This is a genomic window from Pseudomonas sp. Irchel s3b5 (assembly GCF_900187435.1).
Taxonomy (GTDB): domain Bacteria; phylum Pseudomonadota; class Gammaproteobacteria; order Pseudomonadales; family Pseudomonadaceae; genus Aquipseudomonas.
Genome location: NZ_FYDY01000002.1, coordinates 339,521 through 360,534, shown reverse-complemented (window position 1 = coordinate 360,534; position 21,014 = coordinate 339,521). Strand labels below are relative to the sequence as shown.

The following is a 21,014-nucleotide window of genomic DNA, read 5'->3' as shown; positions in this document are numbered from 1 at the left end:
ACGCAAAGCGTAGGACCGATCTTCATTTCAAGCCTCTTCCAGCTCGACCAGCGCACTGCCTTCGCTGACCATCTCGCCTTCCTGGCAATACAGCGCCTTGATCACTCCGGCATGGGGCGCACGAATGCTGTGCTCCATCTTCATCGCTTCCAGTACCACCAATTGCGCCCCGGCTTCCACCGATTGGCCGGCCTCTACCAGCACGCGGACGATGCTGCCGTTCATGGGGGCGGTCAGGCCACCTTGATGGCTGTGGCTGGCTTCGACGGCGCTGATCGGGTCGTAAGTCTCGATGCGGTGCAGTTCACCGTCCCATTGCAAGTACACAGAGTCGCCATGGCGAATGGCGCGATGCTGGCGACGTAAACCGTTGTGCTCGGTCAGCAAGTACTCACCCTTGAGCTGTGCTGTGTGAGAACAATCGTTACCCAAGGTCAGTGCGCGATCCTGGTCCTCACAACTCAGGTGCAAGGTGATTTCACGAGGCAGGCCGGAGCGGAAACCGCTGGCGTTCGACCAAGGCGAACTCGGGTCATCGGCGCGGGTTGCATTCGGCTGGCTTTGGGTAAATGCCTGTGCGGCGGCTTGCCAGAATTCGTCATCTAGTTGCGAAGGGGCCGGCAGCAGTTGTTCCTGATAGCGCGGAATGAACCCGGTATCCAGTTCGGCGGCGGCAAACGCGGGATGGGCAACGATGCGACGCAGGAAGTTGATGTTGGTCTTCAGCCCGCCGATGGCGAACTCATCGAGCATGCTCAGCAGGCGCAAACGGGCCTGCTCACGGTCCTCACCCCAGGCAATCAGCTTGCCCAGCATCGGGTCGTAGAACGGCGAGATCTCGTCACCTTCTTCGACGCCGCTGTCCACCCGGCGACCCGCGCCCGGGGCCGATTCGCGGTACAACGCCAGGCGGCCGGTGGCCGGCAGGAAGTCATTACCCGGATCCTCGGCATACAACCTGACTTCAATCGCATGGCCGATCAACGGAACCTGATCCTGGGTCATCGGCAAGGCCTCGCCACGGGCCACGCGAATCTGCCAGGCCACCAGGTCGAGGCCGGTGATGGCTTCGGTGACCGGGTGCTCGACTTGCAGTCGCGTGTTCATCTCCATGAAGAAGAACTCACCGCGCGCATCCAGCAAGAACTCCACCGTACCGGCGCCGACGTAACCAATGGCCTGCGCCGAGCGCACAGCGGCTTCGCCCATGGCGCGACGCAGTTCGGGGCTCAGCCCCGGCGCGGGCGCTTCTTCGACGACTTTCTGGTGCCGGCGCTGAATCGAGCAGTCACGTTCGTTGAGGTACAGGCAGTTGCCGTGCTGATCGGCGAATACCTGGATTTCCACGTGACGCGGTTTGAGCAGGTATTTCTCCACCAGCATCCGCGAATCGCCGAATGACGATTGCGCTTCACGCTGGGCCGAGGCCAGGGCTTCGGCCAGTTGGCTGACGTCTTCGACCACTTTCATGCCTTTGCCGCCACCACCGGCCGTGGCCTTGAGCAACACTGGGTAGCCAATGCGTTCGCAGGCATCGCGGAAGGTGTCGAGGTCCTGGGCTTCACCGTGATAGCCCGGCACCAATGGCACGCCAGCGGTTTCCATCAGGGCTTTGGCGGCGGACTTGCTGCCCATGGCGTCGATGGCCGAGGCGGGCGGGCCGAGAAAAATCAGGCCGGCGTTTTCGATGGCGCGGGCGAACCCGGCGTTTTCCGACAAAAAGCCATAGCCGGGGTGAATCGCCTGGGCACCGCTGGCCTTGGCCGCCGCGATCAGTTTGTCGATTTGCAGGTAGCTGTCGGCGGCTTTGCTGCCACCGAGGTCGACGCGAACATCGGCTTCCCGGCTATGGCGAGCATCACGGTCGGTGGCGCTGTGCACCGCGACGGTGGTCAGGCCCAGAGCCTTGGCGGTGCGCATCACCCGGCAAGCGATTTCGCCACGGTTGGCCACCAGTAGCGTGGTGATAACAGGTGCGCTCATCAGCGGGGCTCCTTGGTGGTTTCGGCTTGCCAGTTCGGCGGACGTTTTTGCAGGAAGGCGCGCAGGCCTTCCTGGCCTTCGGCGCTGACGCGAATGCGGGCGATGGCGTTTTCGGTGTAGCGGCGCAATGCCGGGGTCAGTGAACCGTCGCCGACTTCGCGCAGCAGCTCCTTGCTGGCGCGCATCGCGGCCGGACTGTTGAGCAACAGATTGACGATCCATTGCTCGACTTTCTGTTCCAGCTCGGCACTTGCATAACTCTCCGACAACAAACCGATTTCCTGCGCCCGTTGCCCACCGAAGCGCTCGGCGGTCAAGGCATAACGACGGGTCGCGCGCTCGCCAATCGCTTGCACCACGAACGGGCTGATCACCGCAGGTGCCAGGCCGATGCGTACTTCCGACAGGCAGAACTGCGCGTCATCGGCGCCGATGGCCATGTCGCAGCAACTGATCAGGCCCAGGGCGCCACCAAAGGCTGCGCCTTGCACCACGGCCAGGGTCGGAATTTTCAGTTTGGCCAGGTTGTACATCAACTCCGCCAGTTCCCGGGCGTCATCGAGGTTGGTGGCGTAATCGAGTTCGGCCGATTGCTGCATCCAGGCCAGGTCGGCGCCGGCGCTGAAGTGCTTGCCGCGACCGCGCACGATCAGGAATCGCAGGCTGGAATTGCTCGCCACTTTATCGAGGGCGAGGATCAACTCGCGGATCATTTCGGCATTGAAGGCGTTGTTCTTTTCTTCACGGCTGAGCCATAGGGTCGCGAAACCACGGGGGTCGGTCAGCAGTTCGAGGGTGTTGAAGTCGCTCATGTTCTTCTCCCGATCACATCCGGAACACGCCGAAGCGGCTCGGTTCGATTGGCGCGTTCAACGACGCGGACAAGGCCAGGGCCAGTACGTCGCGGGTTTGGGCCGGGTCGATGACACCGTCGTCCCACAAGCGCGCGCTGGAATAATAGGGGTGACCCTGTTCTTCGTACTGGTCGAGTATCGGCTGCTTGATCTCGGCTTCCTGCTCGGCGCTGAAACCCTGGCCGCTGCGTTCAGCCTGCTCACGCTTGACCTGCACTAGCACGCCGGCCGCCTGTTCGGCGCCCATTACGCCGATGCGCGCGTTCGGCCACATCCACAGGAAGCGCGGGTCATAGGCGCGGCCGCACATGCCGTAGTTACCGGCGCCAAAACTGCCGCCGATGATCACGGTGAATTTCGGTACCTTGGCGCAAGCCACGGCAGTCACCAGTTTCGCGCCGTGCTTGGCGATGCCGCCGGCCTCGTATTTCTGACCGACCATGAAACCGGTGATGTTCTGCAGGAACAGCAGCGGGATGCCACGCTGGCACGCCAGTTCGATGAAGTGCGCGCCTTTCTGAGCGGCTTCGGCGAACAGGATGCCGTTGTTGGCGAGGATTGCGATCGGGTAACCGTGCAGGTAGGCAAAGCCGCAAACCAATGTAGTCCCAAACAGTGCCTTGAATTCATCGAACACCGAACCGTCCACCAGCCGTGCAATCACTTCGCGCACATCGAATGGCTGCTTCGCGTCGGCCGGGACCACGCCGTACAACTCGTCGCTGCCGTACAGCGGCGCGATCGGTGCGCGCTGTTGCACCTCACCGAGTTTGCGCCAGTTGAGGTTGGCGATGCTGCGGCGGGCGAGGGCAAGCGCGTGTTCGTCGCTCTCGGCGTAATGGTCCGCTACCCCGGAAATCTTGCAGTGCACATCGGCCCCGCCAAGGTCTTCAGCGCTGACCACTTCACCGGTTGCAGCTTTCACCAGCGGTGGACCGGCGAGGAAAATCGTCGCCTGTTGGCGGACCATGATCGCTTCGTCGGCCATTGCCGGCACATAAGCGCCACCGGCGGTGCAAGAACCCATGACCACGGCAATCTGCGGAATGCCCATGGCGCTCATGTTGGCCTGATTGAAGAAGATCCGGCCGAAGTGTTCGCGGTCCGGAAACACTTCATCCTGACGCGGCAGGTTGGCGCCGCCCGAATCCACCAGGTAGATGCACGGCAGGCGATTCTGCTGCGCGATGGTCTGGGCGCGCAGGTGCTTCTTCACTGTCAGCGGGTAATACGAGCCACCTTTCACGGTGGCATCGTTGGCGACAATCATGCATTCGATGCCTTCCACGCGACCGATCCCGGCAATCACGCCAGCCGCGGGAACGTCTTCTCCATAAACCTCGTAGGCCGCCAGTTGGCTGATCTCCAGAAACGGCGAACCCGGATCGAGCAGGCGATTGATGCGCTCGCGAGGCAGCAGTTTGCCCCGCGAGGTGTGGCGTTCCTGAGCCTTGGGGCCGCCACCTTGCGCCACTTGAGCGAGCAAAGTGTGCAGGGCGTCGACCTGCTTGAGCATCGCCGCGCTGTTGGCCGCGAACTCCGCTGAACGGGGGGTGAGCTGGGTATGCAAGGTTGCCATGGACAGCTCCGTTTAGCGGGTTTCGTTGAACAGTTCGCGACCGATCAGCATGCGACGAATCTCACTGGTGCCCGCGCCGATTTCGTACAACTTGGCGTCACGCAGCAGTCGGCCGGCCGGGAATTCGTTGATGTAGCCGTTGCCGCCGAGAATCTGGATCGCGTCGAGGGCCATTTGCGTGGCGCGTTCGGCGCTGTAGAGGATCACGCCGGCAGCGTCCTTGCGTGTGGTTTCGCCACGTTCGCAGGCCTGGGCCACGGCGTACAGATAAGCGCGGCTGGCGTTGAGTTGGGTGTACATGTCGGCGACTTTGCCCTGGATCAGCTGGAATTCGCCGATGCTTTGGCCGAACTGCTTGCGGTCGTGGATGTACGGCACGATCAGGTCCATACAGGCTTGCATGATCCCGGTAGGGCCGCCGGACAGCACGACGCGTTCGTAGTCGAGGCCGCTCATCAGCACTTTCACACCACCGTTGAGCACGCCGAGGATGTTTTCTTCCGGCACTTCGACGTCATCAAAGAACAGTTCGCAGGTGTTCGAACCGCGCATGCCGAGCTTGTCGAACTTGTTGCTGCGGCTGAAGCCTTTCCAGTCGCGCTCGACGATGAAAGCGGTGATGCCGTGGGGGCCTTTCTCCAGGTCGGTTTTGGCGTAAATCACGTAAGTGTTGGCATCCGGACCGTTGGTGATCCAGGTTTTGCTGCCGTTGAGCAAGTACTTGTCGCCACGTTTGTCGGCACGCAGTTTCATCGAAACCACGTCGGAACCGGCATTCGGCTCGCTCATGGCCAGGGCGCCGATGTGTTCGCCGCTGATCAGTTTTGGCAGGTATTTGGATTTCTGTTCGTGAGTGCCGTTGCGGTTGATCTGGTTGACGCAGAGGTTGGAATGCGCGCCGTAGGACAGCGCTACCGAAGCCGAACCACGGCTGATTTCTTCCATCGCGACAACGTGAGCCAGATAACCCAGGCCGGCACCGCCGTACTCTTCCGGCACGGTAATGCCCAGCAGGCCCATGTCGCCGAATTTGCGCCACAGGTCAGCGGGGAACAGGTTGTCGATGTCGATCTGAGCGGCGCGCGGGGCGATCTCTTTAGCGACGAAGGACCGAACCTGATCGCGCAGCATGTCGATGGTTTCACCGAGGGCAAAGTTCAGGGATGGGTAGCTCATGGGTCACCTTTTTGGCTTTTTTGTAGGGGGGGGGGGGAGGGCAGTGCTACAGCTCTCACCTTTACGTTAACGTAAGCCTGTGACGAATGGCTGTCAATCGCCCTTTACGTTAACGTCAACTTGGGTGATTCTGTAGGAGTCGAGCTTGCTCGAGATGGGCGTCAACGATGATGCGTTTTGTCTGGTTGAGCGCTTTGTTCTGATGTCCATCGCGAGCAAGCTCGCTCCTACAGAAACAGGTACAGATCGCCGCTGGTAGCCCATCAATAAAGACAATAGGGGTCGTCATGGATCAACCCAGTGCAAGTTCGCAGCGCAGTTACACCCGCGGTTCTCAGGACAAAGCCTTGCTGGCGATGACCATCGGCCAGGCCTTCGACAACACGGTTGCGAAGTACGCGAGCGCAGAGGCGTTGGTCGTACGCCATCAACAGCTGCGCTACACCTGGCGACAACTGGCGGACGCGGCGGACCTGCATGCCAGAGCATTGCTGACGCTGGGCCTGCAAGCCGGGGATCGTCTCGGTATCTGGGCGCCGAATTGCGCGCAATGGTGCATAACGCAGATCGCCACCGCGAAAATCGGCGTGATCCTGGTCAACATCAATCCCGCCTACCGCAGTTCCGAACTCGAGTACGTGTTGAAGCAGTCCGGCTGCCAATGGCTGGTGTGCGCCGGGGCCTTCAAGACGTCCAACTATCACGCGATGTTGCAAGGCCTGGTGCCGGAGCTGGCAGAACAATCCATTGGCCAATTGCAGTGCGAGCGCTTGCCTGATCTGCGCGGCGTCATCAGCCTGGATGTGCAACCGCCGAATGGTTTCCTGCCGTGGTCGCAACTGGCCGATCTGGCGGGCAGCGTTTCGGTCGAGCAGTTGCGCCAGCGCGAGGACAGTCTGCACTTCGACCAACCCGTAAACATTCAGTACACCTCCGGTACCACCGGTTTTCCCAAGGGCGCGACCCTCAGTCACTACAATATTCTCAACAACGGTTACATGGTCGGCGAAAGTCTCGGGCTGACGGCCGATGATCGCCTGGTGATTCCAGTGCCGCTGTATCACTGTTTTGGCATGGTCATGGGCAACCTTGGCTGCATGACCCACGGCAGCACCATGATTTACCCGAACGATGCATTTGACCCGTTGCTGACGCTGAGCACGGTCGCTGAAGAAAAGGCTACAGCGCTCTACGGCGTGCCAACCATGTTCATCGCCATGCTGGATCAGCCGCAGCGTGCCGAGTTCGACCTGTCGACGTTGCGCACCGGGATCATGGCGGGCGCAACCTGTCCTATCGAGGTGATGCGCCGGGTCATCAGCGAAATGCACATGAGCGAAGTGCAGATTGCCTACGGCATGACGGAAACCAGTCCGGTGTCTTTGCAGACCGGTCCTTCAGACGACCTGGAACTGCGCGTGACCACCGTCGGCCGCACTCAACCGCAACTTGAAAGCAAGATCATCGATGAGTCGGGCAACCTTGTGCCCCGCGGAACCATCGGCGAGCTGTGCACGCGTGGTTACAGTGTGATGCTCGGTTACTGGAACAACCCCGAAGGTACGGCAGAAGCCATTGATCAGGCCGGCTGGATGCACACCGGTGATCTGGCGAGCATGAATGAGGAGGGTTACGTGTGCATCGCCGGACGTAACAAGGACATGATCATCCGTGGCGGTGAGAATGTTTACCCACGGGAGCTGGAAGAATTCTTCTTCACTCACCCGGCCGTTGCTGACGTGCAGGTGATTGGCATTCCTTGCTCGCGTTATGGCGAAGAGATCGTTGCCTGGATCAAGTTCCATCCGGGCCACAGCGCCACCGAGCAAGAGCTGCAAACCTGGTGCAAGGAGCGCATCGCGCACTACAAGACGCCGCGCTACTTCAAGTTTGTGGAAGAGTTTCCGATGACGGTAACCGGCAAGATCCAGAAATTCCGGATGCGTGAAATCAGCGTCGCGGAGCTCAAAGCGATCCCGTAGGAGCCGGCTTGCTGGCGATGCGCGCGCCGCGGTCCATCAGACAGACTGCGTCATCGTTCATCGCCAGCAAGCCAGCTCCTACGGGATCGAGAATTCCAAATCGCAGACAGCACAAAGGGGAGCCGAAGCTCCCCTTTAATTTGTCGTTGCGCGTGCTCTTTTTTTATTATTGAGGGTCGGTCTGTTTTTGTTTTTGGCAACCGTTGCCCTTTACCGCTGTTTTTTTGCGACCCCCATTCGGGATCAAGAGCAAACGTATTTTTTTGAGCGCTGATCTACTTTTTCGCTGAGCGATCCAACCAGTACGGGAGCTACCTGAGGGTAGTTTTATTGTTCTCTGTCCGGTTGCGGGTAACTCCGAAAAGCACCCTGAAAAGCACATCTTCTCCAAAAAAATCTGTTAGCTGCGTCTCTGCCGTGTTGTTTTTGTTATGTCAGAGTCGTTACGTTTTGTTTTTATTAGGGTTGCTGCAATTTTTTTTATTCTTGTTGTGCGATAGATATAGCAGGAGCCGTGCCAACTTTTTAAAACCCTTTAAAATCAATGCTTTGGGTTTTATCGGGATTTTGCCTCTCAGGTAATCCCCTATATTTTGTTTCCGTGTTACTCGCTTTTGCCCACGTTTCGGACCACAGCGGTAACACCCGGACATATTCCCCCCACTTATTGCGCGCTACGTACCTTGGCCACCCGAGAACCGGTAGGCCGCCCCAGCACGTTGCAGATCTGCTGACCGGCACGGATCAGGGCATCCAGGTCGATTCCGGTCTGAATACCCAGGCCGTTGAGCAGGTAAACCACGTCCTCGGTGGCAACGTTACCGCTGGCGCCCTTGGCGTAAGGGCAGCCGCCGAGCCCCGCGATGGAGCTGTCGAACACCGCGATGCCTTCCAGCAGGCTTGCATAGATGTTGGCGACCGCCTGGCCATAGGTATCGTGGAAATGCCCCGCCAGTTTGTCCCGGGGCACATCGGCCGATACCACGTCGAACATCCGGCGGGTCGCGCCAGCCGTGCCGGTACCGATGGTGTCGCCCAGGGACACTTCATAGCAGCCCATGGCGTAGAGCTCGCGAGCGACGACGGCGACCTGTTCCGGGGCGACGTTACCTTCATAAGGGCAGCCCAGCACGCACGACACGTAACCGCGCACACTCACGCCGTGCTGTCTGGCGGCGTCCATGATCGGTACGAAACGCTCCAGGCTTTCGCTGATCGAGCAATTGATGTTGCGCTGCGAAAACGCCTCGGATGCCGCCGCGAATACGGCCACTTCCTTGACCCCGGCTGCGAGGGCATCTTCAAAACCGCGCAAATTGGGGGCGAGTGCGCCGTAGACCACACCGGGCTTGCGCTGAATCTGCGCGAAAACCTCGGCGGACCCTGCCATCTGCGGCACCCACTTGGGCGACACGAAGCTACCGACTTCTATATAGCCGAGCCCGGCGGCGGTCAGTGCGTCGACCAGTTGCACCTTGTCGGTAACACTGATGGGTTGGGCTTCATTTTGCAGACCGTCGCGGGGGCCGACTTCGACAATGCGAACGTGGGAGGGAAGGGACATGGGGATCGACCTGTGCTGATTGTTCGAAGAGCCCTGTAGGAGCGAGCCTGCTCGCGATGGGCTCCCAGCCACCGCGGTTATTCAGCAAGCACGCGTTATCGTTAACGACCATCGCGAGCAGGCTCGCTCCTACAGGGGCCGGGTTTTACTGAATGACTTCCTGGCTTTTGAGCGTCTGCTCCAGCGCCTGCACGCAGCGCTCTTCCGCCGTATCGAGTTCCAGTTTCATCTGCTCGATATCGAGCATTTGCTGTTCAAGCTGCTCCCGGCGCTCGCTGATTTTCGCCAGCATGCTGTGCAGTTGCTTGGTGTTACCGCTGGACGGGTCGTAGAGTTCGATCAACTCACGGCATTCGGCCAGGGAGAAGCCAATGCGCTTGCCCCGCAGGATCAGCTTCAGGCTGACCTTGTCACGGGGCGAATAGATGCGTTCCTGACCACGGCGTTCGGGGCTGAGCAGGCCTTGCTCTTCATAAAAGCGAATGGCGCGGGTGGTGATGTCGAGCTCGCGGGCGAGGTCGGAAATGCTGTAGGTCTGGCTGCTCATGGAAGCGCTCACGAAAGGTCATGGCGCTAAGCTAATGGCAGGTTGACGTTTACGTCAAGGGGCGAAAAGGATCGCAGCCTGCGGCAGCTCCTACAGGAAAATGCATATCCGTGTAGGAGCTGCCGCAGGCTGCGATCTTTTGAATGGCTTTACACCATTTTAGCGTCGAACTTCTTCTCATGCGCCGTCACCTGCTGGCACAACTCGATCATTTGTTCGCGCATCCAGCGGTTGGCCGGATCCTGGTCGGTGCTTTCATGCCAGTACAGGTGCGTCTCCACCGGCGGCACGTCGTTGACCGGCAGATTGAAGGCGTGCAGCTCATTGCGACGGGCAAAGCGCTCCGGCACGGTCATGACCATGTCCGTCTGCTGCATCACTTGTGATGCCATCAAATAATGCTGAGAGCGCAGGGCGATCTTGCGCTGGATACCCATCTTGCCCAGCGCGAGGTCAACATAACCAAGGCCGCTGCGACGGCTGGAAATATGGATATGGGTCAGCCCCAGGTAATCATCGAGGGTGAGCTTTTCCTTGCCCGCCAGCGGATGCCCCTTGCGCATGGCACACACGTAGCGGTCTTCCATCAATTTGACGTGGCGAACCTGCGGGTCGGTGTTGAGCGGCGCATCCACGGCGAAATCGAGGCGACCGGCTGCCAGCTCCTTGGTGGTTTCGCGGCGCTTGGACAGGAAACTTTCAATGATCACCGTCGGCGCGAGACGACGCAGGCGCTGGAACAGCGGCGGTAGGATCACTGCTTCCGTGAGGTCGGTCATGCTGATGCGGTAGGTCTTGTTCGCCTGTTGCGGGTTGAAAATGCGGCTTTCCTGTACGGAGATGCGCAGCAGCGAGAGGGCGTTGCGCACCGGGCCGATGATGTTCTGCGCCATCGGTGTGGGCACCATGCCCTGGGCGGTACGCACGAACAAAGGGTCGTTGAAGGTCTCGCGCAGGCGGGCCAGAGCGTTCGAGACGGCTGGCTGGGTGATGCCCACGATTTGCCCCGCACGGGTCAGGTTCGCTTCGGTATAGATCGCGTCGAAGACGATGAAAAGGTTCAGGTCGACCTTGCTCAGATTCATTGCGCGGCACTCTTATTGTGTGGACGGGCTGGCCTTGAAGATCAGCCGATCATATATCGGTGATGAATGTTTATACACGCCGAGAATAGGCTAGGTAAATTATCAACGCTGTTCTAGCATCGATACATGACCTAAACAACCTCCCCCAAGAAGGTATCTCGCTCATGGATTTCGCTTATTCGCCCAAGGTTCAGGAACTGCGTGAGCGCGTGACTGCGTTCATGGACACCTACGTTTACCCCGCCGAAGCGGTGTTCGAACGTCAGGTCGCCGAAGGCGATCGCTGGCAGCCGACCGCGATCATGGAAGAACTGAAACTCAAGGCCAAGGCTGAAGGCCTGTGGAATTTGTTTCTGCCTGAGTCCGAGCTGGGCGCCGGGCTGACCAACCTTGAATATGCGCCGTTGGCGGAAATCATGGGCCGCTCACTGCTGGGGCCTGAGCCGTTCAACTGCTCGGCGCCGGACACCGGCAACATGGAAGTGTTGGTGCGTTACGCCAACGAAGAGCAAAAGCAGCGTTGGCTCGAACCCCTGCTGCGTGGCGAGATCCGCTCGGCCTTCGCCATGACCGAGCCGGACGTCGCGTCCTCCGACGCCACTAACATGGCCGCCCGTGCTGTGCGTGACGGTGACGAGTGGGTCATCAACGGTAAGAAATGGTGGACTTCCGGCGCTTGCGACCCGCGCTGCAAGATCCTGATCTTCATGGGCCTGAGCAATCCCGACGCACCGCGTCACGCCCAGCACTCGATGATTCTGGTGCCGGTGGATGCGCCTGGTGTGAAGATCGTGCGCCCGCTGCCCGTGTTCGGTTACGACGATGCACCTCACGGTCACGCCGAAGTGCACTTTGAAAATGTCCGGGTGCCGTACGAAAACGTCCTGTTGGGCGAAGGACGCGGCTTCGAAATCGCTCAAGGTCGCCTTGGCCCAGGGCGGATTCACCACTGCATGCGTTCGATCGGCATGGCCGAGCGCGCGTTGGAGCTGATGTGCAAACGCTCGGTGAATCGCACCGCGTTCGGCAAACCGCTGGCTCGCCTGGGCGGCAACATCGACAAGATCGCCGACTCGCGGATGGAAATCGACATGGCGCGCCTGTTGACATTAAAAGCGGCGTACATGATGGACACCGTTGGCAACAAAGTGGCCAAGAGCGAAATCGCACAGATCAAGGTGGTGGCGCCGAACGTGGCCTTGCGGGTGATCGACCGGGCGATCCAGATTCATGGCGGGGCAGGGGTTTCCAACGATTTCCCACTGGCCTACATGTATGCGATGCAACGCACCCTGCGCCTGGCCGATGGCCCGGACGAAGTGCACCGCGCGGCGATCGGTAAATTCGAGATCGGCAAATATGTGCCGAAAGAGATGATGCGCAGCGGGCACTGATCATTCAGATTCATTGTAGTCAATGAGCTTTTGTGGCGAGGGGGCTTGCCCCCGTTCGGCTGCGAAGCAGTCGTGAACCATCCACCGAGTAGTTTCAGATTAAACACGGTGGATGGTTTCAGGCCCGCTTCGCGTTCCAACGGGGGCAAGCCCCCTCGCCACATTTGTTCGCATTGCAATTCAATACACCCAAACCTCAACCCGTCGATTCTTGATCCGCCCCTCATCCTTGCTGTTGGCAGCCACCGGCATTTCGGCGCCGAATCCGCGAATCTCGCGGAACACTACGCCGTCCTTCACCAACTCCCGCCGCACCGCCATGGCCCGCAGTTTCGACAGCAGATCGGCGCGAGCCGGGTCACTCTTGGCATCACCAAACCCCACCAGTGTCACTTGCCCAGCCGTTTTATCGTGCTGCTTTATATAGTCGAGCACCCGTGTCAGGTCCTGCCGCGCCTTGTTGTCCAGGCTGGCACTGCCTTCTTCGAAGCGAAAGTTCACCGACAGGCGCTGGGCATGACGGCTGAGGGACTGGTAGCCCTCGGGCATCAGCGCATTCGGCGTGACGGTCATGGCCTGGACGGTCTGGGCGATAAATCCGTTGGCGGCGACAATCGCTTGCCCTTTGCTGCTCTGGGTGTAGTCCACCAACGCTTGGGCCCAGGGATTTTTCCCGGTCGGCGGCAGGTAAAAGAACAAACGACGGGACAGCGGATAGTCTTCCGTGGCGATCAGGCTATTGAGCGGCAGCATGGCTTGGGATTGGCCGTCGATGATGGCGACGGCTTTGGCCTGGCGCACATAGGGCAGGCCGATAAAGCCGATGCCTTGCGGGTCTGCGCTGACAGCGTCTGACAGTTGTTCGCTGGATTCGAAGCGTTTGGCGGTGCTGCTCAGCGTTTTCCCGCGGCCATCAAGGACCAGATCCTTGAACGTGTCGTACGTACCGGATTGATCATCCCGCGCATACAGATGAATCGTCCCACCGTGTCCGCCGACTTCTTCCCAGGTTTTGGCGTCGCCACTGAAAATACGCGCCAATTGTGTGGTGTCGAGTTGATGCAGCGGATTGTCCGGATGAAGGATGATCGCCAGGCCGTCGATGGCGATGACCTGTTCGGCCGTGGGAGTTTTCAGATCGCCCAGGGGTTCGAGGCTGGCCAGTTCGCTGTCCTTGATCGAACGCGACGAGGCGGCGAGATCGGCGGTGCCGGTTTTCAGTGCGGTAAAACCGGTGCTGGAGCCGTGGGCCGCCAACTCCACGATGACTGGTCGGCCTTGCCCGGTTTCACCCACGATACGTAGTTCGTTGGCCGTGTCTGCGGGCTCGCGATGAACATTGCGCAGACCTTGTTCACGCAGCAACCCTTCGACCAGCGCCGGACCCAACGCTGCGCCAATGGTATTGGAGCCCTGAATGCGCAGCACCGGGCCGTGCTCGGGCGTCGGCAAATTGTCGGCCGAGACCAACGGCGGCAAGCCAAGGCTGAGTGTCAACAGGAACAGCACGCGCAGCATCATGCCGGCACCTTATATAGCAAAGGAGGTGTCGGGAGATTAAGTCAGTGAGGTTGCTGAAAGATGACAGTCAAAAGATCGCAGCCTGCAGGATTTTGCAGGCGGCGATCTTTTGCTTTTTAGCTCAATTCGAGCCAGATCGGCGCATGATCCGAAGGTTTTTCCATACCGCGCAGTTCGTAGTCGACGCCGGCCGCTTTGACCCGTGGCAACAGACCGTGGGACGCGAGGATCACGTCGATACGCAGCCCGCGCTTGGGCACGTCCTCAAAACCACGGCTGCGGTAGTCGAACCAGCTGAAGACATCCGCCACTTCCGGGTTCAGGTGCCGGAAGCTGTCAGTCAGGCCCCAATTCTTCAGGCGTGCCATCCACTCGCGCTCTTCCGGCAGGAAGCTGCATTTGCCGGTTTTCAGCCAGCGCTTCATGTTGTCCGGGCCGATGCCGATGTCGCAGTCTTCCGGGGAGATGTTCACGTCGCCCATCACCACCAGCGGTTGATCGTTCTTGAACTGGCTTTCCAGCAAGTGCTGCAAGTCGTTGTAGAAACGCTGCTTGGCCGGGAATTTGGTCGGATGGTCGCGGCTTTCTCCCTGTGGGAAATAGCCGTTCATGATGGTCACCGGCACGCCATTGGCGTCGGCGAAAGTGCCCCAGATGAAACGCCGTTGGGCGTCTTCTTCATCGGTGGCGAAACCTTTGTGCAGGGCCAGCGGCTCCTGGCGCGAGAGCAGGGCGACACCGTAGTGGCCCTTTTGCCCGTGGAAATACACGTGATAGCCCAATGCCTGAACCTCGGCCAGCGGGAACTGTTCGTCGTGGACCTTGGTTTCCTGCAGCCCGATCACGTCGGGCTGATGTTTTTCGATCAGCGCCGCCAGCTGATGGGGACGGGCGCGCAGCCCGTTGATGTTGAAGGAGACGATCTTCATGGTCGGCAGTCCTGGCAAAAGGGCGATGCTAGCTGACATGTAGGAATCGGGCCAGAGTTGGGGTGAGGGGATTCGCCTTTGTCTGTCAGCAATGTATTGGCAGCGAACCTGCTCGCGAAGGCCATTTCATTGCCTACACTCAATTCCGATCCGCCAGGAACTGTGTCCGCCCAAATGAGCTCGTAACAACAAGAGCGCAGCCGTTCGAGCTGTGCCGGGGAGAACGACCGTCATGCCCGAAGCCTCGACCGCCATCGCTGATATTCACATGCTCGACAGCGGCTATGCCCGCGAAGCGCGCTCTTTGTTGTATCAGGCTTACCGGCATGAACCGACATTCGCCTACCTGTTCGAAGCCGAACGTCCCGGTTATGAACAGCGGGTCCGCGCCACCGTGCGCGAACTGGTCACGCAGCATTTTCTTCAGGATCTGCCGGCCATCGGCCTGTTGGTCAACGATCGCTTGATCGGCATCGCCCTGATCGCCCCGCCACAACGACGCCTGGGTATCACTGAAAGCTGGGCCTGGCGTCTGCGCATGGTGCTCAGTACCGGTTTTCGCTGCACTCGGCGCTACCTTGAGTATCACGATGCTGTGGCGGCGTGCGTGCCGAACGACTCGGTGCATGTCCTGCCATTGCTGGGCGTGCATCCGCAGTTTCAGGGCAAACATTTCGGCGAACAACTGTTGCAAGCCGTGCATAACTGGTGCGCGGTGGATGAGAGCTCTCAGGGTGTGATCCTCGATACCGGCAACCCTCGCTATCTGGATTTTTACAAGCGCCAGGGTTATGAAGAAATTGGCGAGGTCGCGATAGGGCCTATCCGCGAGCACGTATTTTTTCATCCCAATCCGCAGGTGTTACAGGCAGCAACCGGCTAGACAGCGAACTTTTTGCGCGCTGAAGGCTCTATCGCGCTCTCAAGCTCGTGATAGCATTCGCGCCTATGAAGTTTCCAGGAAAAATTACCAGTGGCGTGCTAATGCTGATTTCCAGCTGCACGGCGCTGGCGCAAAGTGAGTTGGATGTGCGGATCAAACCGTCCAACGATGAACTGAAGGCCAATATAGAGGGCTATATCGGCAGTCTCGGTGATCGTGACGAAGAAGCCTTGCAGCGCTTCAGTCGTGGCGCCGAGGAACAGGCGCGCAAGGCCGCCCAGGCCTTGGGCTATTACCAGCCGCAGATTGACAGTGACGTGAAGGACGGCGACAAGCCGCGCCTGATACTGACCATCGACCCGGGTGAACCGGTGCACTTGCGCAACGTCACGGTGCGCATCGACGGTCCTGCTGCCGCCCTCAAGTCCTTTCGTGTTCCCAATAGTGATGCCCTCAAAACTGGCGCGGTGCTCAATCACGGGCATTACGAAGACGCCAAACGGTTGATCCAGAACCAGGCGTCGCGTTACGGCTTCTTCAGCGGTCATTTCACGCGCTCAAAATTGTCGGTGGACCCGCGTGCCGGTGTCGCCGATATCGAACTGATCTACGACAGCGGCCCGCGCTATGCCTTTGGCAACGTCGGATTCAAGGGCGACTCGCCGTTCGACGAAGGCTTGCTGCAACGCATGGTGCCGTTCAAGGCCGGTGAACCGTACGACTCGGAATTGATCGCCGAACTCAATCAGAACCTGCAATCGAGCGGCTACTTCGAAAGTGTGCGCGTGGACGCAGCGCCTGCGGCGTCCAAAGACAATGTCATCCCGGTGGACGTCGAACTGGATACCCGCAAGCCCCGGACCATGGGCCTCGGCCTCGGTTACTCCACCGACGTCGGGCCGCGGGTCAAGGCTAACTGGACCCGGCACTGGGTCAATCCGCAAGGACACAGTTATGGCTGGGAAACCGAAGTCTCGGCGCCCCGGCAAAACGTCGGCCTGTTCTATGACATTCCGCTGGATCCGCCCCTGACCGACAAACTGCGGTTTGCCGGTGGTTACCAGAACGAAGACATCGCCGGCACCGACACCCACAGCGAGCTGCTGAGTATCGGCCCGGAATGGCACAGCAAATTGCCCAGTGGCTGGAAGCGCGTGGTGTCGTTGAAATGGCAGCGTGAGGATTACTCACTGGGTGACGACGCTGGGTCGAGTACGTTGCTGATGCCTGGCGTGAGCTATTCCTACCTGAAAAGTGACAACCGCATTGACCCGCACAATGGCTATCGCCTGCAATTCGAGTCCAAAGTGGCGAAAGAAGGGCTGGGCTCCGACAACAACCTGCTTTACGGCACCGCGCTGGTCAAAGGCCTGACTACTGTGTTCGATAAGCACCGTTTCCTCGGGCGGGTGCAGGTCGGTGGCAGTGCCACCAATGGCTACAAGTCCATACCGCCCTCGCTGCGTTTCTTCGCTGGTGGCGATCAGAGCGTGCGCGGTTACGATTATCAAAGCCTGTCGCCGGAAAACAACGAAGGCGACCGCATCGGCGGCCGTTACATGGTTGCCGCGAGCGCGGAGTATCAATACTCGGTCGCCGAAAAGTGGCGGGTCGCGACGTTCGTTGACCAGGGCAACTCTTTTAATACGCTTGAATTGCCGAACCTCAAGACCGGGGTCGGTATCGGCGTGCGCTGGGTGTCACCGGTGGGGCCGATCCGCCTCGACCTGGCCCATGCACTGGACGACGATGGCGGTATTCGATTGCACTTTTCCATGGGGCCTGAGCTGTGAATCGTGGCTTGAAAGTAACGCTGCTGGCGATTCCGGCATTGTTGATGTTGGTGGTTTTGACGCTGGCCACGGTATTGGGCACAGCAACGGGCAGCCGCTGGGCATTGGGTTTCGTACCGGGTTTGACCCTGGACAATTTTCAGGGCCGGTTGGGCGGCCAGTGGAGCGCCGATCGCGTGCTGTGGCAGCAGGACAGCAGCCGGGTTGAACTGAGCAAAGTCATTTTCGCCTGGTCGCCCTTGTGCCTGACGCGCATGACGTTGTGTATCGAGCAGTTGAAGGCCGATCAGGTCAGCCTGCAATTTCCTCCCGGTGTCGAAGAAAAAAGTAGCGGGCCCATCAGTCTTCCGGATTTGAATCTGCCGGTGGCGCTCGAACTGGGAGACATTCAGGTCGGCAGCCTGCTGTTCAACGGCAGCGAAGAACTCAAGGGTTTGCAACTGGCGGCGCACTGGACGGTCAACGGCTTGCAGATCGACTCAGTGAAATTGCAGCGCGATGAACTGAGCCTGAACCTGTCCGGCCTGTTGCAACCGACGGGCAACTGGCCGCTCAAGGTTGAGGGCAAACTGACCCTGCCTTCACCGGGCACCGAGCCGTGGGCACTGGCGCTCAAGGTCGATGGCGACCTGCTGAAAACCTTGAACCTGAAAGCCGACAGCAGCGGCTATCTCAATGGGCAACTGACCGGTGAACTGCAACCGCTGGTGGAAAACCTGCCGGCCAAAGTGCGCATCACCGCCGATGGCTTCAAGCCGAGTGCCGATCTGCCAGATACCCTGCAACTCAATCAACTGGAACTGACAGGCGCTGGCGACCTGAAAAACGGTTACGCGCTACAAGGCAAGGCGAGTTTGCCGGCAGAGAAAGGCCCGGTCGCACTGGCGCTGCAAGGCAAAGTCGACGCCAACGGCGCACAAATCGCCGCGCTGGACCTGATCGCCAACGACAAACAAAGCCTCAAGCTCACCGGGCAACTGGATTGGAGCAAAGCCCTGAGCGCCGAAGCTAAAATCGACTGGCTGGACTTCCCGTGGCACCGGTTGTATCCGCTGATCGATGAGCCGGAAGTGGCGTTGCGCCGCTTCAACGGTGAGGTGTCCTACACCGACGGCAAGTACCTCGGTCATTTTGAGGCCGCTGCAGATGGCCCGGCGGGTGCCTTCACGTTGGCGAGCCCGTTCGCCGGCGACCTGAGCAAAATCTACCTGCAACAGATTCAACTCCAGGCCGGGCAGGGCAAGGCCGAAGGCCATCTGAACCTGCAATTCGCCGATGGCATTGCCTGGGACACCGCGCTGGACCTGTCGGCCATCAACCCGGCGTACTGGGTCGCGGAGTTGCCGGGCACGCTGGCGGGGCCGTTGCGCAGTAAAGGCGAGATGAAAAATGAAACGCTCAGCCTCAACGCCGACCTGGACCTGAAAGGTAAATTGCGTGGCCAACCGGCGGTGATCCAGGCCAAGGCCGATGGCGTTGGCGAGCAATGGAACCTCAACGCGCTGCAAATCCGCCTCGGCGATAACAGCATCACCGGCAAGGGCAGCCTGCAACAGAAGCTCGCCGGGCAGATCGATATCAAACTGACGCGTTTGGCTCAACTCTGGCCCGAACTGCGCGGCCAGATCAATGGCCGCGTGGATGTCGCCGGTACGCTCAAAGCGCCACAGGGCAAGCTCGGGCTGCAAGGCACGCAATTGGTGTTCCAGGACAATCGCCTGCAAAGCCTGAACCTCGACGCCACCCTCGACAGTGCGCAACGGGCGAAAATCGACCTCAAGGGCAGCGGCATCCAGGCCGGTGACACGTCATTCGGGACATTGACGGCCAGCGGTCAGGGCGACATCAAGCATCAGAAACTCGCCCTCGACCTGCAAGGGCCGACGCTGAAACTGGCCCTGGGGCTGGACGGTGCGCTGGACAAAGGCGACTGGCGCGGGCGGCTGGCGAGTGGTGAGATTCAAGCTGGTGGGCAGGACTGGAAGCTGCAAGGTCCGGCGAAACTCGAACGCCTGGCGGACGGTAAAATCAACTTTGGCGCCCATTGCTGGGCGTCCGGCCAGGCGAGCCTGTGCGGTGAAGATTCGCGTCTGATGCCGGAGCCGAAACTGCGTTATCACCTCAAGCAATTCCCCATCGACAGCCTCGCCCAATGGCTGCCCAAGGATTTCGCCTGGCAGGGTCGGCTCAATGCCGACCTGCAACTGGACTTGCCGGCCAGCGGCCCGAATGGCCTGATCAGCGTCGACGCCAGCGGTGGCACGTTGCGCATCAAGGAAAAAGACCAGTGGATCGATTTCCCGTACCAGACCCTGAAACTCACCAGCAAACTCACGCCTAAACGTATCGACACCGACCTCAATTTCGCCGGTGCCAAGCTCGGCGAGCTGATGCTCCAGGCGCAGATCAATCCGTTGCTCAAGAACAAACCAGTGTCGGGCTCATTCCGCTTGAATGGGCTGGACCTGTCGGTGGCGCGACCGTTTGTACCCATGGTCGAGAAATTGACCGGTCGTTTGAATGGCAGCGGTACGATCTCCGGTGGTCTGTTGGCGCCGCAGGTCAATGGCAGCTTGCAGCTCAGTGATGGCGAAGTCTCCGGCCCCGAGTTGCCGATGGAACTCAAAAACCTCAACCTGCAAGCGCTCATCGCTGGCGAAAACGTGCAACTGAACGGCGGCTGGAAAAGCGGCAAGAGCGGGCAGGGGACCTTGAACGGCAACATCGCCTGGGGTCAGGCGCTGGTGGTGGATCTGGCGCTCAAGGGCTCGCAGTTGCCCGTGACGGTCGAGCCTTACGCCAAGCTGGAAGTGGCGCCGGACCTGAAAATATCGATGAAGGGTGACGAGTTGGCCATCGCCGGCAAAGTGCTGGTGCCCAAGGGCGACATCACCATTCGCGAGTTGCCGCCATCGACGGTAAAAGTCTCTGATGACACGGTGATCGTCGGTCAGCAGACCGAAGAGGGCAAGCCGCCGCTGGCGATGAAAATGGACATCGAAGTGCTGGTCGGTGACGAGAAGTTGAGCTTCGCCGGGTTCGGCCTGACCGCCAATGTGCAGGGGCATGTGCACATCGGCGACAACATGGACACCCGGGGTGAATTGTGGCTCAACGACGGTCGTTATCGCGCCTATGGGCAGCGGCTTTCGGTGCGCCGGGCGCGGTTGCTGTTTGCCGGACCGATCGATCAGCCGTATCTGGACATCGAAGCGATTCGCCAGACCGACGACGTGATCGCCGGTATTCGTCTGAGCGGCAGCGCCGAGCAACCGACCACGCAGATTTTCTCCGAACCGGCCATGAGCCAGGAGCAGGCATTGTCCTATCTGGTGCTCGGACGTCCGTTAAGTACCAACGGTGAAGACAACAACATGCTGGCACAGGCCGCACTCGGGTTGGGCCTGATGGGCAGCTCCGGGGTGACCGGTGGGCTGGCCAAGAACCTGGGGATCGAGGACTTCCAGCTCGACACCGAGGGCAGCGGCAACGCCACCAGCGTGGTGGCTAGCGGCAACATCTCGGAGAAGCTCAGCCTGCGTTATGGCGTCGGCGTGTTCGAACCGGCCAACACCATCGGCCTGCGCTACAAGCTGAGCAAAAAGGTCTACCTCGAAGTCGCCAGCGGTGTGGCCAGTTCGCTGGACATCTTTTACAAGCGGGATTTCTAAGCCGTATCCGTGCTGTGGCGAGGGCGCTTGCTCCCGCTGGGCCGCGAAGCGGA

Annotated in this window: 14 protein-coding genes; 5 read left to right on the top strand and 9 right to left on the bottom strand. The window is 59.9% G+C overall.

What is annotated here, in order from left to right:
* Positions 1-27: 27 nt before the first annotated feature.
* The 4 genes from CKW15_RS03825 to CKW15_RS03810 are packed head-to-tail and all read right to left on the bottom strand — an operon-like array spanning position 28 to position 5,592.
* Positions 28-1,983: an acetyl/propionyl/methylcrotonyl-CoA carboxylase subunit alpha gene (locus CKW15_RS03825; RefSeq protein ID WP_095151635.1), complete on the bottom strand. Its 1,956-nt coding sequence runs from the start codon at positions 1,981-1,983 to the stop codon at positions 28-30.
* Entirely contained in the window at positions 1,983-2,795 is an 813-nt protein-coding gene (locus CKW15_RS03820; RefSeq protein ID WP_095151634.1) for a gamma-carboxygeranoyl-CoA hydratase, read from the bottom strand. Before CKW15_RS03820 ends, CKW15_RS03825 begins: the two co-directional genes overlap by 1 nt.
* 13 nt (positions 2,796-2,808) lie before the next feature.
* Positions 2,809-4,416 carry a carboxyl transferase domain-containing protein gene (locus CKW15_RS03815; RefSeq protein ID WP_095059579.1) on the bottom strand — a complete coding sequence of 536 codons (1,608 nt, stop codon included), beginning with the start codon at positions 4,414-4,416 and terminating at the stop codon, positions 2,809-2,811.
* Between the two features lie 12 nt (positions 4,417-4,428).
* Positions 4,429-5,592: an isovaleryl-CoA dehydrogenase gene (locus CKW15_RS03810; RefSeq protein WP_095151633.1), complete on the bottom strand. Its 1,164-nt coding sequence runs from the start codon at positions 5,590-5,592 to the stop codon at positions 4,429-4,431.
* Positions 5,593-5,879: 287 nt separating this feature from the next.
* On the opposite strand from CKW15_RS03810, the gene CKW15_RS03805 reads away from it, so the two are divergent.
* The gene (locus tag CKW15_RS03805; protein WP_095151632.1) at positions 5,880-7,574 is read left to right on the top strand and encodes an AMP-binding protein; all 1,695 of its coding nucleotides are present in this window, start codon (positions 5,880-5,882) and stop codon (positions 7,572-7,574) included.
* A gap of 664 nt (positions 7,575-8,238) precedes the next feature.
* Here the strand turns inward: CKW15_RS03805 and CKW15_RS03800 are convergent.
* The 3 genes from CKW15_RS03800 to CKW15_RS03790 form a co-directional block, all read right to left on the bottom strand.
* The gene (locus CKW15_RS03800; RefSeq protein ID WP_095151631.1) at positions 8,239-9,138 is read right to left on the bottom strand and encodes a hydroxymethylglutaryl-CoA lyase; all 900 of its coding nucleotides are present in this window, start codon (positions 9,136-9,138) and stop codon (positions 8,239-8,241) included.
* A 145-nt stretch (positions 9,139-9,283) separates the two neighbouring features.
* Positions 9,284-9,685: a MerR family DNA-binding transcriptional regulator gene (locus CKW15_RS03795; protein ID WP_057714129.1), complete on the bottom strand. Its 402-nt coding sequence runs from the start codon at positions 9,683-9,685 to the stop codon at positions 9,284-9,286.
* A gap of 149 nt (positions 9,686-9,834) precedes the next feature.
* Positions 9,835-10,770: a LysR family transcriptional regulator gene (locus CKW15_RS03790; RefSeq protein ID WP_095059575.1), complete on the bottom strand. Its 936-nt coding sequence runs from the start codon at positions 10,768-10,770 to the stop codon at positions 9,835-9,837.
* A 164-nt stretch (positions 10,771-10,934) separates the two neighbouring features.
* On the opposite strand from CKW15_RS03790, the gene CKW15_RS03785 reads away from it, so the two are divergent.
* Complete coding sequence (locus tag CKW15_RS03785; protein WP_095059574.1) at positions 10,935-12,164, top strand: acyl-CoA dehydrogenase; 1,230 nt, start codon at positions 10,935-10,937, stop codon at positions 12,162-12,164.
* A gap of 180 nt (positions 12,165-12,344) precedes the next feature.
* Here CKW15_RS03785 and CKW15_RS03780 read toward each other — a convergent pair whose 3' ends face one another.
* Both CKW15_RS03780 and xthA read right to left on the bottom strand, forming a co-directional pair.
* Positions 12,345-13,685: a substrate-binding domain-containing protein gene (locus tag CKW15_RS03780; protein ID WP_095151630.1), complete on the bottom strand. Its 1,341-nt coding sequence runs from the start codon at positions 13,683-13,685 to the stop codon at positions 12,345-12,347.
* A 116-nt stretch (positions 13,686-13,801) separates the two neighbouring features.
* Entirely contained in the window at positions 13,802-14,614 is an 813-nt protein-coding gene (gene xthA, locus CKW15_RS03775) for an exodeoxyribonuclease III (RefSeq protein ID WP_095059572.1), read from the bottom strand.
* 232 nt (positions 14,615-14,846) lie between these two features.
* On the opposite strand from xthA, the gene CKW15_RS03770 reads away from it, so the two are divergent.
* The 3 genes from CKW15_RS03770 to CKW15_RS03760 all read left to right on the top strand — a co-directional run bounded on the left by CKW15_RS03770 (position 14,847) and on the right by CKW15_RS03760 (position 20,961).
* Positions 14,847-15,497 (top strand): N-acetyltransferase, encoded by a 651-nt coding sequence (locus CKW15_RS03770; RefSeq protein ID WP_095151629.1) that lies wholly within the window; start codon positions 14,847-14,849, stop codon positions 15,495-15,497.
* 65 nt (positions 15,498-15,562) lie between these two features.
* Positions 15,563-17,290, top strand: a complete 1,728-nt coding sequence (locus CKW15_RS03765; protein WP_095151628.1) for an autotransporter assembly complex family protein — start codon at positions 15,563-15,565, stop codon at positions 17,288-17,290.
* Positions 17,287-20,961, top strand: coding sequence for a translocation/assembly module TamB domain-containing protein (locus CKW15_RS03760; protein ID WP_095151627.1), 3,675 nt, complete (start codon positions 17,287-17,289; stop codon positions 20,959-20,961). The genes CKW15_RS03765 and CKW15_RS03760 overlap by 4 nt, the downstream gene beginning before the upstream one ends.
* Positions 20,962-21,014: the final 53 nt, after the last annotated feature.

Excerpts from the sequence above, each read along its gene's own strand:
- CKW15_RS03800 (WP_095151631.1), bottom strand. The coding sequence starts at position 9,138 with ATGTCCCTTCCCTCCCACGTTCGCATTGTCGAAGTCGGCCCCCGCGAC.
- CKW15_RS03770 (WP_095151629.1), top strand. The coding sequence starts at position 14,847 with ATGCCCGAAGCCTCGACCGCCATCGCTGATATTCACATGCTCGACAGC.
- CKW15_RS03785 (WP_095059574.1), top strand. The coding sequence starts at position 10,935 with ATGGATTTCGCTTATTCGCCCAAGGTTCAGGAACTGCGTGAGCGCGTG.
- CKW15_RS03810 (WP_095151633.1), bottom strand. The coding sequence starts at position 5,592 with ATGAGCTACCCATCCCTGAACTTTGCCCTCGGTGAAACCATCGACATG.
- CKW15_RS03780 (WP_095151630.1), bottom strand. The coding sequence starts at position 13,685 with ATGATGCTGCGCGTGCTGTTCCTGTTGACACTCAGCCTTGGCTTGCCG.
- CKW15_RS03815 (WP_095059579.1), bottom strand. The coding sequence starts at position 4,416 with ATGGCAACCTTGCATACCCAGCTCACCCCCCGTTCAGCGGAGTTCGCG.
- CKW15_RS03820 (WP_095151634.1), bottom strand. The coding sequence starts at position 2,795 with ATGAGCGACTTCAACACCCTCGAACTGCTGACCGACCCCCGTGGTTTC.
- CKW15_RS03805 (WP_095151632.1), top strand. The coding sequence starts at position 5,880 with ATGGATCAACCCAGTGCAAGTTCGCAGCGCAGTTACACCCGCGGTTCT.
- CKW15_RS03765 (WP_095151628.1), top strand. The coding sequence starts at position 15,563 with ATGAAGTTTCCAGGAAAAATTACCAGTGGCGTGCTAATGCTGATTTCC.
- xthA (WP_095059572.1), bottom strand. The coding sequence starts at position 14,614 with ATGAAGATCGTCTCCTTCAACATCAACGGGCTGCGCGCCCGTCCCCAT.
- CKW15_RS03790 (WP_095059575.1), bottom strand. The coding sequence starts at position 10,770 with ATGAATCTGAGCAAGGTCGACCTGAACCTTTTCATCGTCTTCGACGCG.
- CKW15_RS03825 (WP_095151635.1), bottom strand. The coding sequence starts at position 1,983 with ATGAGCGCACCTGTTATCACCACGCTACTGGTGGCCAACCGTGGCGAA.
- CKW15_RS03795 (WP_057714129.1), bottom strand. The coding sequence starts at position 9,685 with ATGAGCAGCCAGACCTACAGCATTTCCGACCTCGCCCGCGAGCTCGAC.